Source organism: Acinetobacter sp. LipI_15 (genome assembly GCF_058242865.1).
This window is the reverse complement of sequence record NZ_JBZAYN010000001.1, coordinates 2,827,913-2,846,666: the sequence shown is the minus strand read 5'-3', so window position 1 is coordinate 2,846,666 and position 18,754 is coordinate 2,827,913. Positions and strand designations below refer to the sequence as shown.

17 protein-coding genes are annotated in these 18,754 nt (G+C 42.5%); 5 read left to right on the top strand and 12 right to left on the bottom strand.

The window, feature by feature from the left end; translation table 11 throughout:
- Positions 1-26 precede the first annotated feature (26 nt).
- The 4 genes from recD (at position 27) to AC4CU0_RS13480 (ending at position 6,714) form a co-directional block, all read left to right on the top strand.
- Entirely contained in the window at positions 27-1,808 is a 1,782-nt protein-coding gene (gene recD / locus AC4CU0_RS13495) for an exodeoxyribonuclease V subunit alpha (protein ID WP_490743515.1), read from the top strand.
- 868 nt (positions 1,809-2,676) lie between these two features.
- Positions 2,677-2,946: a 30S ribosomal protein S15 gene (gene rpsO / locus AC4CU0_RS13490; RefSeq protein ID WP_067761248.1), complete on the top strand. Its 270-nt coding sequence runs from the start codon at positions 2,677-2,679 to the stop codon at positions 2,944-2,946.
- A 273-nt stretch (positions 2,947-3,219) separates the two neighbouring features.
- On the top strand, positions 3,220-5,307 hold the full coding sequence (gene pnp, locus AC4CU0_RS13485; protein ID WP_490743514.1) for a polyribonucleotide nucleotidyltransferase: 2,088 nt from the start codon (positions 3,220-3,222) through the stop codon (positions 5,305-5,307).
- A gap of 138 nt (positions 5,308-5,445) precedes the next feature.
- Positions 5,446-6,714, top strand: a complete 1,269-nt coding sequence (locus AC4CU0_RS13480) for a magnesium transporter CorA family protein (RefSeq protein ID WP_490743309.1) — start codon at positions 5,446-5,448, stop codon at positions 6,712-6,714.
- Between the two features lie 35 nt (positions 6,715-6,749).
- Here the strand turns inward: AC4CU0_RS13480 and AC4CU0_RS13475 are convergent, their stop codons facing one another.
- From AC4CU0_RS13475 to AC4CU0_RS13420, 12 genes are all read right to left on the bottom strand, one after another.
- Positions 6,750-6,953, bottom strand: a complete 204-nt coding sequence (locus tag AC4CU0_RS13475) for a DUF2147 domain-containing protein (RefSeq protein ID WP_490743308.1) — start codon at positions 6,951-6,953, stop codon at positions 6,750-6,752.
- Between the two features lie 83 nt (positions 6,954-7,036).
- Positions 7,037-7,183 (bottom strand): hypothetical protein, encoded by a 147-nt coding sequence (locus AC4CU0_RS13470; protein ID WP_490743307.1) that lies wholly within the window; start codon positions 7,181-7,183, stop codon positions 7,037-7,039.
- Between the two features lie 158 nt (positions 7,184-7,341).
- Entirely contained in the window at positions 7,342-7,605 is a 264-nt protein-coding gene (locus AC4CU0_RS13465; RefSeq protein ID WP_078192816.1) for an HP1242/YdcH family protein, read from the bottom strand.
- Positions 7,606-7,686: 81 nt separating this feature from the next.
- Complete coding sequence (locus AC4CU0_RS13460) at positions 7,687-8,025, bottom strand: chaperone modulator CbpM (RefSeq protein ID WP_111885626.1); 339 nt, start codon at positions 8,023-8,025, stop codon at positions 7,687-7,689.
- A 10-nt stretch (positions 8,026-8,035) separates the two neighbouring features.
- The gene (locus AC4CU0_RS13455) at positions 8,036-8,998 is read right to left on the bottom strand and encodes a DnaJ C-terminal domain-containing protein (protein WP_490743513.1); all 963 of its coding nucleotides are present in this window, start codon (positions 8,996-8,998) and stop codon (positions 8,036-8,038) included.
- Between the two features lie 141 nt (positions 8,999-9,139).
- A complete protein-coding gene (locus AC4CU0_RS13450; protein ID WP_078192815.1) occupies positions 9,140-9,604 on the bottom strand; it encodes a DUF2147 domain-containing protein in 465 nt (154 codons plus the stop codon).
- A gap of 190 nt (positions 9,605-9,794) precedes the next feature.
- Positions 9,795-10,259 carry a DUF2147 domain-containing protein gene (locus tag AC4CU0_RS13445; protein WP_180120900.1) on the bottom strand — a complete coding sequence of 155 codons (465 nt, stop codon included), beginning with the start codon at positions 10,257-10,259 and terminating at the stop codon, positions 9,795-9,797.
- Between the two features lie 284 nt (positions 10,260-10,543).
- A complete protein-coding gene (locus AC4CU0_RS13440) occupies positions 10,544-10,996 on the bottom strand; it encodes a DUF2147 domain-containing protein (RefSeq protein ID WP_180035003.1) in 453 nt (150 codons plus the stop codon).
- Positions 10,997-11,176: 180 nt separating this feature from the next.
- Entirely contained in the window at positions 11,177-12,109 is a 933-nt protein-coding gene (locus AC4CU0_RS13435) for an IS5-like element ISAha3 family transposase (protein ID WP_004812228.1), read from the bottom strand.
- A 180-nt stretch (positions 12,110-12,289) separates the two neighbouring features.
- Complete coding sequence (gene hslO, locus AC4CU0_RS13430; RefSeq protein ID WP_078189788.1) at positions 12,290-13,165, bottom strand: Hsp33 family molecular chaperone HslO; 876 nt, start codon at positions 13,163-13,165, stop codon at positions 12,290-12,292.
- A 50-nt stretch (positions 13,166-13,215) separates the two neighbouring features.
- Complete coding sequence (locus AC4CU0_RS13425) at positions 13,216-15,057, bottom strand: monovalent cation:proton antiporter-2 (CPA2) family protein (RefSeq protein ID WP_490743306.1); 1,842 nt, start codon at positions 15,055-15,057, stop codon at positions 13,216-13,218.
- 79 nt (positions 15,058-15,136) lie between these two features.
- Positions 15,137-17,359: a primosomal protein N' gene (locus AC4CU0_RS13420; RefSeq protein WP_490743305.1), complete on the bottom strand. Its 2,223-nt coding sequence runs from the start codon at positions 17,357-17,359 to the stop codon at positions 15,137-15,139.
- 150 nt (positions 17,360-17,509) lie between these two features.
- Here AC4CU0_RS13420 and gspF point away from each other — a divergent pair, with 150 nt between their 5' ends.
- Positions 17,510-18,715 carry a type II secretion system inner membrane protein GspF gene (gspF, locus tag AC4CU0_RS13415; protein ID WP_078189785.1) on the top strand — a complete coding sequence of 402 codons (1,206 nt, stop codon included), beginning with the start codon at positions 17,510-17,512 and terminating at the stop codon, positions 18,713-18,715.
- The last annotated feature ends 39 nt before the right edge of the window (positions 18,716-18,754 follow it).

Sequence of the window (18,754 nt, the reverse complement as noted above, 5' to 3'; positions counted from 1 at the left end):
GCGCGGGACAAGAAAACACTGTAGAAATGCAGGTTTTAGTTACCCAAAATCCCCAAGAAACTGCTGATTTAGATGCGGTTTTGCCGGATTGGATTGACTATTTAATCCAACATTATTTACCCAATCAGGTCAGTCATCCTGCTGCAAATCAGTTAATTCAACAATTGATGCAAGCCGTGGAAAAAGGCGACAGTTGTATTTTGGCCGAAAATGTACAGATTCAATGTTTGGCTCAGATGGTTCAGCTTGAGCAAGCTGAAAAAACACCTGTTGCGCCTTTTATTTTTGATTCACAGCGACTTTATCTTTATCGCTATTGGGCATTAGAAAATGCTTTAGCCAAGCAAGTTGCACGTTTAAAACAGCAAACAGAGCAAAATCTCAATCAAACGCAGATGCTTAATATCGAAAAGGATTTACTGACCGATCCCCATCAGATCCAAGCACTGCACATGGTGTGTCAGCACAATTTTAATATCATTACCGGTGGGCCTGGGACAGGTAAAACCTATACCTTGGCTCGGATTATTGCCGTGTTGAATGAGCAAAATCCAAATTTAAGAATTGCCATGGCAGCGCCGACAGGAAAAGCGGCGCAGCGAATGGAAGAAGCCTTACAAGCAGCGTTTAAAGACCCTGCATTGCAGCATTATTCGATTATTCACAAACATTTGAAACCCGTAACTTTGCATCGTCTATTGGGTTTAGGGACGCGCGCTATTCCTCGGTTTAATGAGCGCCAACGCTTACCCTATGACGTCATTGTGGTCGATGAAGCCTCTATGTTGGACTTAAGTTTGGCACAGATGCTATTCGCGGCAATCCCTCAACACAGCAAGCTGATTCTATTGGGGGATGCAGAACAGTTGGCTTCGGTCGATGTTGGCGCAGTTTTGGCCAACCTTCAGGATGTCGATGCCTTACAAGCCAACCGTACCCATTTACAGACCAGCCGTCGTTTTGTGCAAGGTGCAGCCATTGGTGAGTTTGCCGGTTTTATTCAACAACAAGAACAGCAGCAAACAACCACAGAAGTTCTGGCGAAATTCGAACATCAGGTGGTATCTTCATCCGAACTTCAGCCGATTCAACTGACACCGAATATGAGCGATGTGATTCAGTTGCAATATCTCCCCGACGCTACGAACAGTGCGGCACATTGGGCAAAATATTATGATCAACTAATGTATGGTTTTCAGCCCTATGTGGCATGGTTAAAACAATGGCCAGAGCAACCCGCTGAATATGCAGATTGGTTAGCCCAATTGATTCGTTATTTTGATGATTATCGAATTCTATCGGCCATTCGACATGGAAAATTAGGCTTACATGAACTCAATCAGCAGATTGAACTTCGGGTCTTAAATGCCTTGGGTGTGTTGAAACAAGGGGATTGGTATGTCGGTCGTCCAGTCATGATGACCTATAACGATTATCAACTTGGACTATCAAATGGTGATATCGGGATTTGCTTAAAACGACCGATGACGGAAAAGTCGCAGTTTGAGGTTTATTTTCCAAGTTTGGATAAATGGGTGGTGGCAACACGGTTACCTAAAAGTATAGAAACCGCCTATGCCTTGACCATACATAAGTCTCAAGGTTCTGAATTTACCCATACGGCGGTAGTTTTGGAAAATCATGCTACCGAAATGATGAGTAAAGAGCTGATTTATACCGCCATCACCCGTGCCAAAAAAGTGGTGAGTTTGCTTGTTGCAAAAGATGCATTGGCAAAAGCGCTTATAAAAAGAACAGCGCGAGTTAGTGGTCTGTTAGAAAAAATTAACAATCACCTACCTTTGTAAAGCCTAGGCAAAATGTACCGTATTTTGTAAGAAATGGCTTACATCGATTCAGGAGATTTGCGCATAGAGCTTTTTAGAGCTTTTTGAGAAGATGACTTCACAGAAAAAGAACTCAACACGGATGGTTGAGTAAAATCGCAAAAGTATAAGAATAACGTCAAAAGACAGCGAACTTACAGTGAAGTAAGGAAATAGGAAACTTACAGCCGCTAAGCCTTGTAGTTTTGGGAGAGACTACAGGGCTTTTTTATGTCTGGAAAATAAGAAATGCCTATACGCTGTAACAGAAAAGAAATAGAGCTTAACTGATGTACGAAAAAGCTTACATATAGATACGAAAAATACGACTTTTATCTAATAGCCGTTGTGGCAAAATCTACCACATAAGGAAGTGCAAGTTAAAACATGGAATGTTTGACATAAGGACGCGGAAAAGCGCCACATAAAACAATAAATAATAAAACAATAACTAAAAAAGAAGAAACTACAGCGCAAAAAAGCCCGAGCCTAGCTCGGGCTTTTTTTTAATCATTCCACTTTGAGTTTTGCATGCTAAACATCGAGTGGCAAAATATATCAAAAAATCAGTTTAAAATTCATTCAATGACATCGCATTCAACATGTTAGAAATATGCGGTTTTGTGTCGCATAAAGTATCGAAACATATAAAAAATTTATAATGGAATCGATGTGAAAAAAAAGGCGCTATTATCGTCATGAAAACCTGACGAAGTCGGCCATCTCTTTTTGCAATTGGGACGATTTTCCCTTAATATAATGCACTTGCTGTAGTGATGCACGGCAGTCAGCTGATTTATTGGTTGATTCGTATCAAAAGTTAACTTTATAAGCATCTCGGAGAAATCGAATGGCTTTAACAAACGCAGATCGCGCAGAGATCATTGCAAAATTCGCTCGCGCTGAAAACGACACTGGTTCACCAGAAGTTCAAGTAGCTCTTTTAACTGCTCAAATCAATGATTTACAAGGTCACTTCAAAGAGCACAAACACGACCACCATAGCCGTCGCGGTCTTATTCGTATGGTTAACCAACGTCGTAAGCTTCTTGACTACCTTAAAGGTAAAGACGCTACTCGTTACAGCGCATTGATTGCTGCTTTAGGTTTACGTCGTTAATTCGATTTAAACTTTTATTTTCGGACTATTGCATGCTAAGTGCCGTATTACTGAAAACTAAAGTCTATCCAACCTTGGTTGGATAATGGGGAAGGGGCGATGATTCGCTCCTTCTTTGTGTCTTAAATTAGTATTTTAAATTAATGTTTTTAATATCTAGTGAGGTCGGCTTCTAAGCTTTGTCATTTATGTTACAGCGTTTGGGGCGTTGAATGAATGCCAAACCTTAGGGGTCTCCACTAGAATAAAATCAGGAAAAAATAAAACATGTCGATGTTTAATATTATTCGTAAAGAATTCCAATATGGTCAGCATCAAGTTGTCCTAGAAACAGGTCGTATTGCGCGTCAAGCGAATACTGTGATCATCACTATGGGTGGTGTACAAGTTCTTGTTGCTGTTGTTGCTCAGCCAACAGCGAAAGCAGGTCAAGACTTCTTCCCATTGACTGTTAACTACCAAGAAAAACAATATGCTGCAGGTCGTATTCCAGGTGGTTATGGTAAACGTGAAGGCCGTGCGTCTGAAGCTGAAACGCTTATTTCACGCTTAATTGACCGTCCAATTCGTCCATTGTTCCCAGAAGGTTACTACAACGAAATTCAAGTGACTGCGACTGTTATTTCTTCTGATAAGACAATGGAAGCTGACATTGCTGCAATGTTAGGTACTTCAGCTGCTCTTGCAATTGCGGGTACACCTTTCCGTGGTCCAATCGGTGGTGCACGCGTTGGTTTAATCAACGGTGAATACATCCTTAACCCGAATCACGAACAGTTAAAAGAATCTGACCTTGACCTTGTGGTTGCAGGTACAGAATCTGCGGTATTGATGGTTGAATCAGAAGCGAAAGAACTTTCTGAAGACCAAATGCTTGGCGCTGTATTGTTCGGTCATGACGAAATGCAAATCGCGATCCAAGCGATTAAAGAATTTGCTGCAGCTGCTGGTGCAACAGAGTCTACTTGGACTGCACCTGCGAAAAACGAAGACCTTCGTGCAAAATTAAAAGAAGCGTTTGAAGCGAAAATCTCTGAAGCATACACAATCGCGGTTAAACACGATCGTTATGCAGCACTTGATGCGCTTCAAGCTGAAGCTGTTGCTCAATTCGTTCCAGAAGATGACGTTGATGGTATCGCTGACGACTTAGCTGAATTATTCGAAGACCTTAAATACCGTACAGTACGTGACAACATCTTGTCAGGTAAGCCACGTATTGATGGCCGTGATACCAAAACTGTTCGTGCGCTTGACGTACAAGTTGGTGTATTAGACCGTGCTCACGGTTCTGCATTATTTACACGTGGTGAAACTCAGGCGTTGGTAACAACAACTTTGGGTAATACGCGTGATGCGTTAATGGTAGATACATTAGCGGGTACAAAAACTGACAACTTCATGTTGCACTACAACTTCCCTGCATACTCTGTAGGCGAAACTGGTCGTGAATCTGGTCCTAAACGTCGTGAAATCGGTCACGGTCGTCTAGCGCGTCGTGGTGTTCAAGCTGTACTTCCTGCAGCTGACCGCTTCCCGTACGTGATCCGTATCGTATCGGACATCACTGAATCTAACGGTTCATCTTCAATGGCTTCTGTATGTGGTGCTTCTCTATCACTTATGGACGCAGGTGTTCCACTTAAAGCGCCAGTTGCTGGTATTGCGATGGGTCTTGTGAAAGAAGGCGAACGTTTCGCAGTGCTTTCTGACATCTTGGGTGATGAAGACCACCTTGGTGATATGGACTTTAAAGTAGCCGGTTCTGCAAACGGTATTACTGCACTTCAAATGGACATCAAGATCGAAGGTATTACTGAAGAGATCATGGAAGTTGCATTGAACCAAGCGTATGCAGGTCGTATGCACATCTTAAATGCAATGAACCAAGTAATTTCACGCGCTCGTCCTGAAATCTCTATGCACGCACCTACATTCCAAGTGATCAACATCAACCCTGATAAGATCCGTGATGTGATTGGTAAAGGTGGCGCAACGATTCGTGCGATCACTGAAGAAACCAAAGCAGCGATCGATATCGAAGATAACGGTACAGTTCGCGTATTTGGTGAAACTAAAGCGGCTGCTTCTGCTGCTGTTGCGAAAATCCAAGCGCTTACTGCTGAAATCGAACCAGGTACAATCTACACTGGTAAAGTGATTCGTATCGTTGAATTTGGTGCGTTTGTAAACATCCTTCCAGGTACTGATGGCTTACTTCACATCTCTCAAATTTCTAACGAACGCATTGCGAACGTTTCAGACGTATTATCTGAAGGTCAAGAGATCAAAGTACAAGTTGCTGATGTCGACAACCGCGGTCGTATCAAATTAACCATGAAAGACATCGAACAAGCTTAATGGTTTGTTGATTCACAGGGTTTCGGCTCTGTGAATGGATTCTAAAAAGCCTTGAGTGCAGTCAGAGTATGAACTTTGACTTGCTCAAGGCTTTTTTTATGGCATCATGCAAAAAGTAAACACAATAATAAATGAGATATGCAAACCTATTATTTTTTTCAGCATCCAACAGCCGCGCATATCTATGTGCAAGACCAAGTGCAATGTGAGCATCATACTGAACTTGAGCCTGAGTTTATTTGGATTGATTGTACCCGTGAAGATGTCGTCAACCGCCCAGAGCAGTGGCAGAGTGATATTTTTCAGGCATCAGATCTACGGGTCAATGAATACCATCTGCGGGATATTTTAAATTTAGAGCATCCGTGTGCTTTTGACACACTTGATGATTACGATTTATTAATTTTTAGAAAAATGGTTACACCCGATGACCAAATTGCTGCCGGCGCCGATGCGCTTGAAAAGCATGAGCGGGTCTTTGGTTTGGCGACCACCCCGATCAGTTTTTTGCTCACGCCCCAAGTGCTGATCACGGTGCGCGAAAAAGGCAACAAAGCCATTGAAAGTTATATCCAACGAATTGAAACCTTAATTTCTCGGCCGATTGATGAACAAAATAAACCACGAAAATTAGCCCTTACACCCTTAGATTTGGCATTGCGCTTACTGAATAATATGGTAGATGGATACCTCGATTTACGTGTTCCATTGACCCGCCGTGTCGAGTTCTGGCAGCAAGAATTGCTGCAAGGCCATCGACGTTTTACCAAGTGGCATCAGTTGTTGCAGGAAAATATGGCCTTTCAGCAAGTGGAAAATTTGTGTGAAGAGCAAATTGAAGCCTTGCAAGAACTGCGTGATGAAGTTGTGGATAATTACCCACATTTGAAAGGCAAAAAGCGCAGTGAAAAGCAGGATATCATGCTGGTTCGCGTAGATGATTTAACCAGCCATATCGAACGCATTCAAAAACATACCACACGATTACGCAGTGCCGTGCAGGCCGCCATTGATCTGCATTTTTCAGCCGTTGCTAACCAAACCAATGAAAATATGCGGATTCTGGCGATTATTACGGCAATTTTCGCACCATTAACCTTATTAACCGGTATATACGGTATGAACTTTGAGTTTATTCCGGGACTCAAATCGCCAACCGGTTTTTGGATCATGCTCGGCATCATGCTGATGACCACGATTTTACTACTGTATTATTTTTATCGACGGCATTTGGTCGGGCGCGGTGAAAAAAGTGTGATTGATATGTTAGCACAGCAGCACGGCGATCAACACATGAATCTGTTTTGGTTTATGGATTATGAACCAATCAAACAGACGGTGAAGGGCACAGTCAAAGGTACGGTTAAAACCATGAAAGAAATTGAGAAGCTGACGAAACTCAAATAATTCGTGTCAGCTTCTCTGATGGGTGGGTTTAGTTGCTAATCATTACGAATCCATGTGGTACTACGTCCGAGTGCAGACACGCCAATATAGCCGCGCATGGTTAAACGTTTGCCATTTGCACTCAGCTTGCCTTTGCCTTTATAGACATTGCCCGAGAGGGGATCCAGCACGGTTCCATTGCTATATTCATTTGGATGTTGTGGGTCTGGTTTAAATCCTTTGATAATTTCGAGATCCACCAAGGGAGCATTTTTGAGTTTGCCTTTGCATTTTAAGCATATTTCGACTAATGGGGCATTGCAGTGAATGTTCTACAGTCCGTCTAATCGGCATTGTTAGGCACAATAAGGTCACTGTGTGAATCTGCTGTTTGGTCATCAATTGTTTTCCAAACACAGGTCATATCATTGGCATGCAACAGACCGCTGAAACTGAGTAATGCTCCAAATAGCACATGATGTATTTGCATGATGAATCCTTTGTCATGATTTTATTGTTTTTTAAAAATCTGCAGTACAACGCGATTTGACCGATCCTTATGGTCTTAGTAATTCAATTGCGTAGCCTCGTGGGTTGTACTGCGAACGACATGCATCATGAAAAATCCCCTATACATGAATCGATATCTCAAGAGATATCATCATTTTCGTTACTTTTCAGCAAGCGATAAATTTCATCTTTTAGCTTTAATTTCTTACGCTTAATGGTCTCAATATCCGTGTTATGATGATTGACAGGATTTAATTCCAATTGAATAATTTCACGATCTAACTCATCATGTTCTTCAAAGATCCGTGCAAAATATGGATTTTCATCACGTAACTGAGAGACCAAATCACGGTACTCAGGAAACATGTTTTTGACTTTTTTATTGCAATCTCGTGTTTTCATGGTTGTCGATCACTTCCTCTACAAGACAAACTCTACAAGAAAAGAAAAACGCCCTGCGAGGCAGAGCGTTCATGATTACATTTAATGTGAATGAAACTGTTGGTGTTTGACTTGGCGACGTAGTTGTTGAACTTCGTCAATTAAATCAAGCATCATAGCGACCGCAGTAAAACTGGCATCGAAATCTCGTTGAAGCCGATACGCACGCCGTGCGCGAGATATATCATCGCCAAAAAATTGATGAATCCTGTCTTCTGAACGGCTAGGCAGAATATCGTATTCGAGTAGTTGCAGAACCCATTCTGGACTTTGCCCACAGGCAGAGGCAAAGTGTTGTAGATCAAAACTACTTTTTTCGTCTACGATTTCAGTCTGTTTACATCCGTCACAGACAATTTCACGATAATGAATTGTTGTCATGGTGCTCTCCTTAAGACTGTCGTGGATTAAATGACGGAAAAGCTTGAGCAAAAGCCGCATATGCTTGTTGCTCTTGTTCTGTGTGTGCAGCTGGTATCACTATATTTAAAATCAGGTAAAGCTGTCCGGGTGTTTTGTTTGGTATCCCTTTGTCCTTTAATCGTAGCTGCTGTCCAGTACGCGCATTTTTAGGAATTTGTAGCTCTAATGTTTTGCCATCAGGACTGGTAAATGCAATTTTTTGACCCAATGCGGCTTCCCAAGGACTGATATTCAGTTGTTGGAAAATATCAGCACCTTCTACACGGGTTTGCTCGGTTTGTTTATACAAAATTTCAATGTATAAATCGCCAGCAGCTCCACCGTTATAGCCCGCTTGCCCTTGGCCCGAGAGTCGAATTTGTTGACCTGATTTCATGCCTGTAGGAATTTTGACTTGCAGGGTTTTACGTTGAACTTCAGGCTCACCATGGGCATTTAAGCTCGGAATCTGCAAGGTGATATTCTGCGTTGCACCATGAAATGCGATTTCTAAATCCACTTCTAAACTGGCGTGTTGGTCTTCACCACGGAAGCTCTTGGTTTGGCGGTTTGCACGTTGATACTGATAGTCACCGCCACCAAAGCCTTGCCCAAAACGACCAAACAAGTCTTCAAATCCACTAAAGTCCGCATGCTGACCATCACTCGTCGATTGGCGATAAAACTCAGATTGGTCAAAACCACCTTGGTTGCCAGCATTAAACCCAGCAAATCCTTGTGGATGATCGAGTTCAAAATCGTATTGTTTTTTCTTTTCGGCATCACCCAAGGTGTCGTATGCAACATTAATCGCTTGCATGCGCGCTTCAGCATCAGCCTCTTTACTGACGTCAGGGTGATATTTACGCGCCAATTTTCGATAGGCTTTTTTTATTTGATCAGCCGAAGCATCTCGGGCGATCCCTAAAGTTTGATAGTGATTGTCTGGCATACTCTCTGTATAAATATTGATCATGTTTTAATCAATATAGAAGGGTTCATCAAACTGTCATAGGGGCAAACAGCATCTTATTGTTTCAAAACATGACAATAAAAAAGCCTCACGAGGAGGCTTTTAAAAACACATTTAAAATTAATATTTTATCCAAGTGACACTACGACCAATCACAGATACACCAACATACCCACGTATAGTTAAATGTTTTCCTGAAGCACTAAGTCTTGCTTTGCCTTTATAGATTTTTCCACCAATCGGGTCCAGAACTTTACCGTTTTGGAATTCACGTGGATTTTTTGGATCTTGTTTAAAGTCCCAAATAAATGGCAAGCCGATAAAAGGTTTATTTTTCAATTCACCTGGGCAGTTCGAGCAGACGCCCATTTTTTCAGTGCCAGGGACATTGCGTGTGGTGACAATGATGCCTTCATAGCTTCCATCGGCTTTTTTGCGAATTTCAACGTCTGCACGCGAATATCCTGTACGGTCATCGACGGTTTTCCACTTCCCCACTAGCGGATCGGTTTCCGCAGCGATTGACAATCCTGACAAAGTGCTAAGTAGTATTCCGGCAAATAATTGTTGATATATTTTTTTCATTTCATCCCCTGAAAATTCAGAATTGTGTTTTTAGAGTAAGTTGCCTAATTTATATATAAAGTCCTACAAAATCAATGTGATAGTTTGTGATGTATTTGGCATATTTTTTTAAAACGCTGCTTTAATATGGAGTTTTTACTCTAATTTTTAAGTTAAAAAAAAGGCCTTTAATGATTTAAAGGCCTAGTGCTTAGTTTTTGACCCAAGTGACATTGCGTCCAATTGCAGAGCCTTCAGTACGACCATTGATGATTAAATGCTTGCCATTATTCATCAAACGAGCGCGTGCATTGTAGTGCTTGCCTGATTTGGGATCGAGCATTACTCCACCCACAAATTCATTGGGCTTTTCTGGATCAGCGCTTAGGCCGCTTAAAGTGGTTAAACCGACCATTGGTTTATTTTTCTGAGCACCTGTACATTGCGTGCATGTCGAAACATTTGCCGTTCCCGGTACGCTTCGGCTTTGGATAATAGTGGCCGAATACAGGTCATGCTTATCTTTACGAATCACTACATCGGCAAGGGAATAACCTGTTCGATCATCAATGGTTTTCCATGTCCCCACTAAGGGGTCAATCGCTGCAAAAGCAGAGGATAAACTGCAGATGGAGAACATGCCGAACAGGATAGAAGGGAGGAGTTTAACAGCCATATAATTACCCACATTACACAAAAAGCGGATGCCTAAAACTTAAAGGCATAAAAATATTATGGGTTTAATGTAGCCTGAAATAATATGAATATTCTAGTGATTTTTTAAGAATTGGTATTTATATTTTGAGCCAAAACATGAACGAGTTGGCGCTAAATGAGGTTTATGCTGAACGTCTACGCACTAGTAAAATAGTCGGAATTCATCTCAAAGTAGATTGTTATCGGCATGATAAACTCGTCTGGAGTTGAGTTTATCATGCCAATGAAAGCCAAAAGGCCGCTTTAGTTGACGCGGATCCAAGATACCGTCCGGCCGAGGAGCGTGGTTCCAACATAACCTCGAAGTGTCAGCACATTGCCGCGTGCATTCAATTGCCCTTTACCTTGATAAGTATTGCCTGAAAGTGGGTCGATCACCTTGCCATCGGTATAGGCATTCTCTTTTGCATTATGTTTAAAGCCAGAGAAGATCGGTAAACCAATTAAGGGTGCATTTTTGAGTTTACCTTCGCATTTTTCACAAATCGTGGTGACAGGGCGGTTGGGGATGGCATGCACTTTGGTGATTTTACCGCTATAGCTGCCGTCTTTTAATTTAGTGATTTGGACTTCAGCACGAGCATAGCCTGTTTTGTCATCTATGGTTTTCCATGTCCCGACGAGGTCTGCTGCATGTGCTGTTATTGGGCCAAAGCAGAACATGGCTAAAAGAATAGCGAGTATTTTGAGTTTCATATTTTATCCAGTTTTTTTACATTATTTTTCTATTAAAAATAAAGCTCTGTTGATTTTTTTGACTTTATTTCTGGCGCGATTCTACTCGAAAAAAAATTGATCGCAAATACAGCTGATCATCTTGAGGTGGCTTTGTTGCATAAACATTCAAAAGCTGAGTTCTCCCCAATCCATTCAAATTTAAGACACAACTTGGGTGCGAGGTCTACCTAATTCCGTAAATCTATTCAGAACTGCCACACGCGCATGAATTTCATTGACCTGACTTTGAAAATGTCTTGCCGTCAGCCTATCACCTAATAATTTGATGCAATGCATCTTGGTTTCCACCAAACTACGACGGTGATAACCCGACCATTTTTTCCATAGGGTTCTACCTAAATGTTTAACCGTTTGAAGTAACTCATTTCGTTCTATTGAACTTATTTTAGAATCTTTCCAGGGCTTGGCATTCTTTCTGGGTGGAATTACTGCATGTGCTTGACGATCTGAAATCACTTTTCTGCAGCACTTCGTGTCGTACGCGCCATCGGTATAGACAGAATCTATTCGCTCATCTAGTGGAATTTGATCCAGTAAATCACCTAGTACTTGTGAATCACTGACATTATTTGTAGTAAGCTGAACGGCACGTATTTGCAGTGTTTCAGCATCTATACCAATATGCAGTTTACGCCATTGCCGACGGTATTCAGGCTGATGTTTTTTACGCTTCCATTCGCCTTCACCTAAAAACTTTAAACCCGTAGAGTCGACAAGTAGGTGTAACCCATCATGACTTTTCTGATAGCTTATCGCAATATCAATATGCTTTTGTCGTCTACAAAGGGTGGAGTAATCTGGTGCTGTCCAATTCAAGCCACAGAGTTTAATCAGGCTTTGAACAAAGCCAGTAACCATACGTAAAGAAAGACGGAATAGAGATTTGATCATTAAACAGCATTGAATCGCTGTATCGGAATAAGTTTGATTTCGTCCTTGCTTGCCTTGTGGTTGTGCATACCATTGCGTCTTAGGATCAAACCAGATTGAAATATTTCCTCGCTTGATTAAAGCTTGGTTATACGAGGACCAATTGGTTGTACGATAGATTTTAGGTGTAGGCTTCTTCATCTGGAAATTATATTACTGAAGAAGCCTTCAAGAATAGCTTTGTGCAACAAAGCCTCTTGAGGTTATAAAGTTCGCAACCATTCGACTAAGCGCAAGAAAGTAGCTGGTCTCAATTTTGCGGGGACAATAAAAAAGCACCCCGAGGGATGCTTAGATTTAGGCTTTTAATCATGCAATGATTTAGCTGAGGTGTTGACCAAAAAGGGATAAAGCTTCTTCTGCCGTAAAAGTATATTTTGTATTACAGAATTGGCAGTCCATTTCAATTGGGTTTTGAAACTCTAGAGTTTCACGAACTGCAGCAACACCAATTTGTTCAAGTGCTGTTGCACAGCGTTCTTTTGAACACGTGCAGCCAAATTTTAAGGCTTCAGTTTCAGGTAGACGAACTTCTTCTTCGTTATATAAACGATATAAAATTTCGTTTGCAGATAAAGACGTTAACTCTTCTGCTTTTAATGTCTCGGTCAGCATGGTTAAACGTGGCCATAGATCTTCATCAACTCGGCGTTGTTCTTCTTCGCTATTCCGAGGTAATAACTGAATCAGTAAACCACCTGAACGACTGTTGCTGCTTGCTAAGACGATACGTGTTGGGATTTGTGCAGATAAATCATAATATTGCATCAAGCAACCCGCTAAAGTCGGTTTGTCTAAAGGTACAATCCCTTGATAACGCTCACCAAATTCAGGCTCGATATTAATGAAAAGCACAGGGTTAACCAAGGCTTTCAGTACCGTGCTGCTGTCTTCAGCGGTTTGAAAGTGCGGGTCTTCTTCATAATCTGCAAGTGCGCGAACTTCACCGAGATGATTACATTCCGCCATTGCCCATTTAAAAGTGCCTGCAGCCTGAATTTGTAAGCTAATACGACCTTTAATTTTTAAGGTGCTGGCCAACAAGGCAGTCGCGCTGAGCATTTCACCCAAGAGAATTTGTACAGCAGGTGCATAGTCACGCTGTGCAAGAATCGTTTGTAGGGCTTCTTCAAGATGAACCACTTCTCCACGAACAGGGCTATCTTCAATAAAAAAGCGTTGGCGTAAATCTGACATAAAATTCTCCATAACCCTGCTTTAATGGTGACGATATTGTAAAACACAAGTCATTCATTATCATCTCTTGTGACATCAATACGATGACGTTGTAAGCTGCGTTGTAAATCAACACCTGTAGGTTTTTCACGGGCTTGCGCATCGCTTTCAAACAAATGTTCCAGTTCAGCTAAAGCATTACGATGCGTTTCATAAATTTTTTGTTCATCGGTATAGATTTGCTGCTGTTGAGTCAGCAGTTTTTCATCATAATCACGGAACAATTCGATACTTTTATAGGCATCTTCATCGCTGATGCCTAAGTCGCACAGCATGTGATAGGCCATTCCTAAAGACGATAAATAGGTTTCACGCCAAATATGCTCAATCCCCAAATCACGCAGCAGATGCACCTGATGACGGTCACGCGCACGGACCAATAATTTTAACTGAGGGTAATTCAGGCGAATATGACGCGCCACGTTCATCGAGTCTTCAATATCATCTATGGCAAGGACGAACACTTTGGCATGTTCAATGCCCGCAGCGCGTAAAATATCTGGTTGTGTGGCATCGCCATAATATAGATGACCACCATAATTACGTACGAAATCGACTTTGTCTAAGTTGCTATCAATAGCGGTAAAAGACAAATGCTGTAAATGCGCCACACGAGCAATGATTTGTCCAAAACGTCCAAAGCCCGCAATAATCACAGGATTATGTTCATCCGGAATGTCGTCATATTCGGGGATGGTTTTTGGATTAAAACGTGGCAAAATTTGTGATTGTATTAACCAGTACAACATAGGGGTCAACACCATCGACAAAGTGACGATGAGGGTTAATGGCTCCAAAATGGCCTGCTGTACGACATTTTCACTTTTCGCCACGCTAAAGACCACAAAGGCAAATTCACCGCCTTGAGCCAAACAGGTTGCCAGTAAAATACTGTTGCGCCATGTATTTTTAAGATAACGCGCAATCGCGGTAAGTGACGCCATTTTGATGAGCATCAGTGCCAACGCACCACCGATAATGAACCACGGCATTTCAACGAATAATGACAGTTCCGTGGTCATTCCCACGGTCATAAAGAACAGCCCAAGTAAAAGCCCTTTAAACGGAGCAATACTGGCTTCGAGTTCATGGCGGAATTCCGAGTCTGCCAATAGCACGCCCGTCAGAAATGCTCCGAGTGTGGTACTGATGCCCAGTACATCCATCAACACCACGACACCCAGCACAATAAATAAGCCAACAGCAGTGATCAGTTCATGCGCGCCACTTTTCGCGACGAAACGGAAAAAAGGCCGCATTAAGTATCGACTAAATAAAAATAAGCCTGAAAAAGTTGCAATGATTGCAGCGAAATAGGCGATTCCGTGATGTGATGATTCTGTTCCTGCGAGCAGGGGGATGACTGCAATCAGGGGAATTGCGGCCATATCTTGAAACAGCAAAATCGAAAAGGATTGTTGCCCATAGGTGGTGTTTAATTGCTGTTTTTCACTCAGCATCTGCAAGACAAAGGCAGTAGAGGAGAGTGCCAGAGCGAAACCGATAACGATACTGGCTGCAATGCCTTGTTGTAAGGCAAAAAAACTGCCTAGCGCTAAAAGCAGACCGGTCAGACCGACTTGTAAACTGCCCATGCCGAAAATAGAACTACGCATGCTCCATAGCCGCTGTGGACGAAGTTCGAGTCCGATCAGGAACATCAGTAAGATCACGCCAAATTCAGCGAGCTCTTGGATCGCTTCGGGATCACTGGCAATGTTAAAGACATCGGGGCCGAGCAAAATACCGGTGAACAGATATCCCAAAACCGTTGCAATACCAAAGCGCTTGAGCAAAGGGACAAGCAATAAGGATGCGCCAAGGAAAATTGTGATCTGTAACAGTAGTGACATTTACTCGTCCTAGAGTTGTGTTTTTGGTCGAAAGTTGCAATTCAGTATGACTGATATTTTCAGACTGAATTGTACGCGTTTAACTAAGTTCCTGTGGGTCTATATCGAGGCTCAATTTCATATTTGATGGCTTGTTATGCAATATGTTTTGCCAGCAATAACGCAGATAATAATGTAAGCGCGCACGATCTGTAGACAGTAAAACCATGTGGGATTGGTAACGCCCTGCTTTGCGCTCCATCGGGGCAGGAATCGGCCCCCAAATGTCAATAATTCCAGCAGAGTCCTGACGCAGCAATTGGGCATGTTGCTGTAAAAATTCAGTATTGAGTTCTTGGTTTTTTGACTCACAGCGTACCAATGCAGCATAGCGAAACGGTGGCATTTGTGCCATTTCCCGTTCTTTCATGGTTTCTTTGGCAAATTTTCGATAGTCCTCATTGACCAAGATATTCAAAAGCGGATGGTCGGGTCTTAGGGTTTGTAAAAACACATCGCCTTTACGTTCACCACGGCCGGCACGCCCAGTGACTTGTACAATGAGCTGTGCAGTACGCTCGATGGCACGGAAGTCCACACTCAGTAGACCTGAATCGATATCTAAAATCGCCACTAAGGTGACGTAAGGGAAATGATGTCCTTTGGCCAGCATTTGTGTGCCGAGTAAAATGGCAGGTTCACTTTTTTGAATCTTGTCATAGATTTTTTGCCAACTGCCGACTCGACTGGTGGAATCACGATCGACCCGTATAACGTCATGCTGCGGAAATAGCTCATTTAGGCTTTCTTCAACCTTCGCTGTACCCATACCCACGGATTTCAGTTCTTGATGATTACACTGTGGACAATGCTCTGGCATACGGTGAATGGTGCCGCAGTGGTGACAATGTAGGTGTTGATAGGGTGTGCGGTGTACCGTGAAATTGGCATCACAGTGCGGACATTTGGCCTGCCATGCACAGCTTTCACAAATCAATACAGGTGCATAACCGCGGCGGTTTAAAAACACCAATACTTGCTCTTTTTTTTCAAGCCGTTTACGGATTTCACCAATTAATAATTGGCTGATTCCATGCTGCTTCTGTGCCACTTTCAGATCAAGGATGTGCATTTTCGGCATGACCGCGGTGCCTGCGCGTTGGTTTAGTTCCAAAATTGTCATCTTGCCTTGTTTGGCAAGGGCGTAGCATTCAATGCTAGGTGTAGCAGAGCCCAGAATGACAGGACATTGCTCTAAATGCCCACGGAACAGAGCAACATCGCGGGCATGGTAGCGAAAGCCTTCTTGTTGTTTAAAGGACAGATCATGCTCTTCATCAATCACAATTAAACCTAGATTAGGCAGTGGCGTATAAATCGCAGAACGTGTGCCTAAGATAATTAAAGCCTTGCCCGTTTGCGCAGCTTGCCAAGCTTGCATACGTTTTGAATCGTTTAACCCCGAATGTAATAGGGCAATATTGCAATGAAAACGTGATTGGAAGCGGCTAATGGTCTGTGGGGTGAGTCCAATTTCAGGCACTAAAACCAAGACCTGTTTGCCTTGCTTGAGAACCTCTTGCATGATTTGTAAATAGACTTCGGTTTTACCACTGCCGGTGAGACCATCAAGTAAAAATGCCTGATATTGATTCCGCGCTTTTAACACCCGATCAATGGCTTTCTTTTGCTCCGAATTTGCTGTGAGTGGCATTTGCGCCATGCTCATCGGCATCGGGCTAAAGTCTTGTTCTGCTAACACACATTCACAGATGCCTTTTTTCTCTAAGGCTTTGAGTGTTGCTGTTTCCACACCTGACAAATTTAAAAGATTTTCACCTGTGCCTGTGGGATGTAATTTTAGTATTTTATACGCTTCTTGTTGACGCTCTGAACGTTTAATTTTGGCTTCAGCATTATGGTCAATCAGATTCCATGTCCGTGCCAATAAATTATAGGGCTTTCCTTGGCGTAACAGCGTCGGAAGGGCACTTTGCATGACTTCACCAATCGGAAATTGGTAATACTGTGCAGACCATGTCAATAAATTTAAAACTTTCTCATCTAAAATGGCACGATCATCAAGAAGTTCGGTAATGGCCTTGAGTTTAAAGCTTGAATCGAGTGGTGCATCGGGAGCAATTTTTTCCACGATGATACCGGTCAAATTTTGCCGACCAAAAGATACAGCAACGCGTGCACCTACTTCAGCTTGTTGGTATTGCTCTTGGCTTAAGCTGTAATCGAAGCAGTCGTATAAATATACCGGAACGGCGACTCGAACGCGGTAAATAGGTGTTGCAATGCTCGCTGAATTTGCCATAAAACGTGGATAAGTTCCTGATTAAATTTCGTCGTGATCGTAAAGGAGTTGTGTTAGAGTGAGCTCATATTTTATATCTAAGAATATGAATGATTTTGATGGTCAGACGCAACTGCGCTGATAGAAATTTTGGAAAATTAGAGCATTACAATGCCTGCATATCAGTTTACTGCCATAGACGCTTCAGGGAAGCAGCAGAAGGGTGTACTTGAGGGTGATTCTGCGCGTCAAATTCGTCAACAGCTCAGAGATCAGTCACTCATTCCAGTTGCTGTCGATCCGATTGAGCAAAAAGACAAACACGCGCAGCAGCGCTGGTTTCAAAAAGGGCTGAATGCCTATGACTTGGCTTTATTAACTCGCCAACTTTCAGTTTTGGTTGCCGCTGCAATTCCATTAGAAGAAGCGATTCGTGCTGTGGGAAAACAAAACGAAAAAGCCCATGTGCAAAACCTGTTGATGTCGGTGCGTTCGAAAGTTTTGGAAGGGCATTCTTTAGCCAACGCACTACAACAAGCGGGACGCTTTCCTGAACTGTATATTGCCACGATTGCAGCAGGTGAGCGTTCAGGTCATCTCGATCTCATTCTCGATCAACTTGCCGATTACACCGAAAATCGCTTTGCCATGCAAAAAAAAGTGCAGGGTGCGATGATTTATCCGATCATCCTGATGTTAATGTCTTTCGGTATTGTGATGGGACTCATGACCTATGTGGTCCCAGATATTGTCAAAACCTTTGATCAAAGCAAAGATGCCTTGCCGTGGATAACGGTCGCTTTAATGAAAGCCAGTGATTTTATTCGAATGGCCTGGCCATTTTTATTGGTCGGTAGCGTAGTCTCGATTTTTCTCTTGGTTCGATTCCTCAGAACAGCGGCGGGACATTATGCCTTTGACCGATTGACTTTGAAATTACCATTATTTTCCAAACTGTCTAAAGGCATTAATGCCGCTCGTTTTGCCAGTACCTTGTCGATTTTAACCAAGTCTGGCGTGCCTTTGGTCGATGCTTTAAAAATTGGCGCAGCGGTCAGTAATAATTGGGTGATTCGAGATTCGGTCAACCTTGCGGCAGAGAAAGTAACAGAAGGTGGTAATTTAGCAACACAGCTTGAGCGAAGTGGTTATTTCCCACCGATGATGGTACAAATGATCAAAAGTGGTGAAAGTTCAGGCGAATTAGACCGGATGCTAGAACGTGCGTCGACGATGCAAGACCGAGAAGTGACGACCTTAATTTCAACTTTATTGGCGTTGCTTGAACCGCTGATGTTGGTATTTATGGCGAGCATTGTACTGGTGATCGTGATTGCTGTGATGCTGCCAATCGTGAATATGAATAATATGATTTAAAACATTCGAACAATGATGTGAACAGAGATTTGTAATATG

Bases quoted from the DNA above. Each gene is read 5' to 3' on its own strand.
- AC4CU0_RS13440 (WP_180035003.1), bottom strand. From the start codon at position 10,996: ATGAAACTCAAAATACTCGCTATTCTTTTAGCCATGTTCTGCTTTGGC.
- hslO (WP_078189788.1), bottom strand. From the start codon at position 13,165: ATGTCAGATTTACGCCAACGCTTTTTTATTGAAGATAGCCCTGTTCGT.
- AC4CU0_RS13450 (WP_078192815.1), bottom strand. From the start codon at position 9,604: ATGAAAAAAATATATCAACAATTATTTGCCGGAATACTACTTAGCACT.
- AC4CU0_RS13465 (WP_078192816.1), bottom strand. From the start codon at position 7,605: ATGAAAACACGAGATTGCAATAAAAAAGTCAAAAACATGTTTCCTGAG.
- rpsO (WP_067761248.1), top strand. From the start codon at position 2,677: ATGGCTTTAACAAACGCAGATCGCGCAGAGATCATTGCAAAATTCGCT.
- AC4CU0_RS13455 (WP_490743513.1), bottom strand. From the start codon at position 8,998: ATGCCAGACAATCACTATCAAACTTTAGGGATCGCCCGAGATGCTTCG.
- AC4CU0_RS13460 (WP_111885626.1), bottom strand. From the start codon at position 8,025: ATGACAACAATTCATTATCGTGAAATTGTCTGTGACGGATGTAAACAG.
- recD (WP_490743515.1), top strand. From the start codon at position 27: ATGCAGGTTTTAGTTACCCAAAATCCCCAAGAAACTGCTGATTTAGAT.
- pnp (WP_490743514.1), top strand. From the start codon at position 3,220: ATGTTTAATATTATTCGTAAAGAATTCCAATATGGTCAGCATCAAGTT.
- gspF (WP_078189785.1), top strand. From the start codon at position 17,510: ATGCCTGCATATCAGTTTACTGCCATAGACGCTTCAGGGAAGCAGCAG.
- AC4CU0_RS13480 (WP_490743309.1), top strand. From the start codon at position 5,446: ATGCAAACCTATTATTTTTTTCAGCATCCAACAGCCGCGCATATCTAT.
- AC4CU0_RS13425 (WP_490743306.1), bottom strand. From the start codon at position 15,057: ATGTCACTACTGTTACAGATCACAATTTTCCTTGGCGCATCCTTATTG.
- AC4CU0_RS13435 (WP_004812228.1), bottom strand. From the start codon at position 12,109: ATGAAGAAGCCTACACCTAAAATCTATCGTACAACCAATTGGTCCTCG.
- AC4CU0_RS13420 (WP_490743305.1), bottom strand. From the start codon at position 17,359: ATGGCAAATTCAGCGAGCATTGCAACACCTATTTACCGCGTTCGAGTC.
- AC4CU0_RS13445 (WP_180120900.1), bottom strand. From the start codon at position 10,259: ATGGCTGTTAAACTCCTCCCTTCTATCCTGTTCGGCATGTTCTCCATC.
- AC4CU0_RS13470 (WP_490743307.1), bottom strand. From the start codon at position 7,183: ATGCAAATACATCATGTGCTATTTGGAGCATTACTCAGTTTCAGCGGT.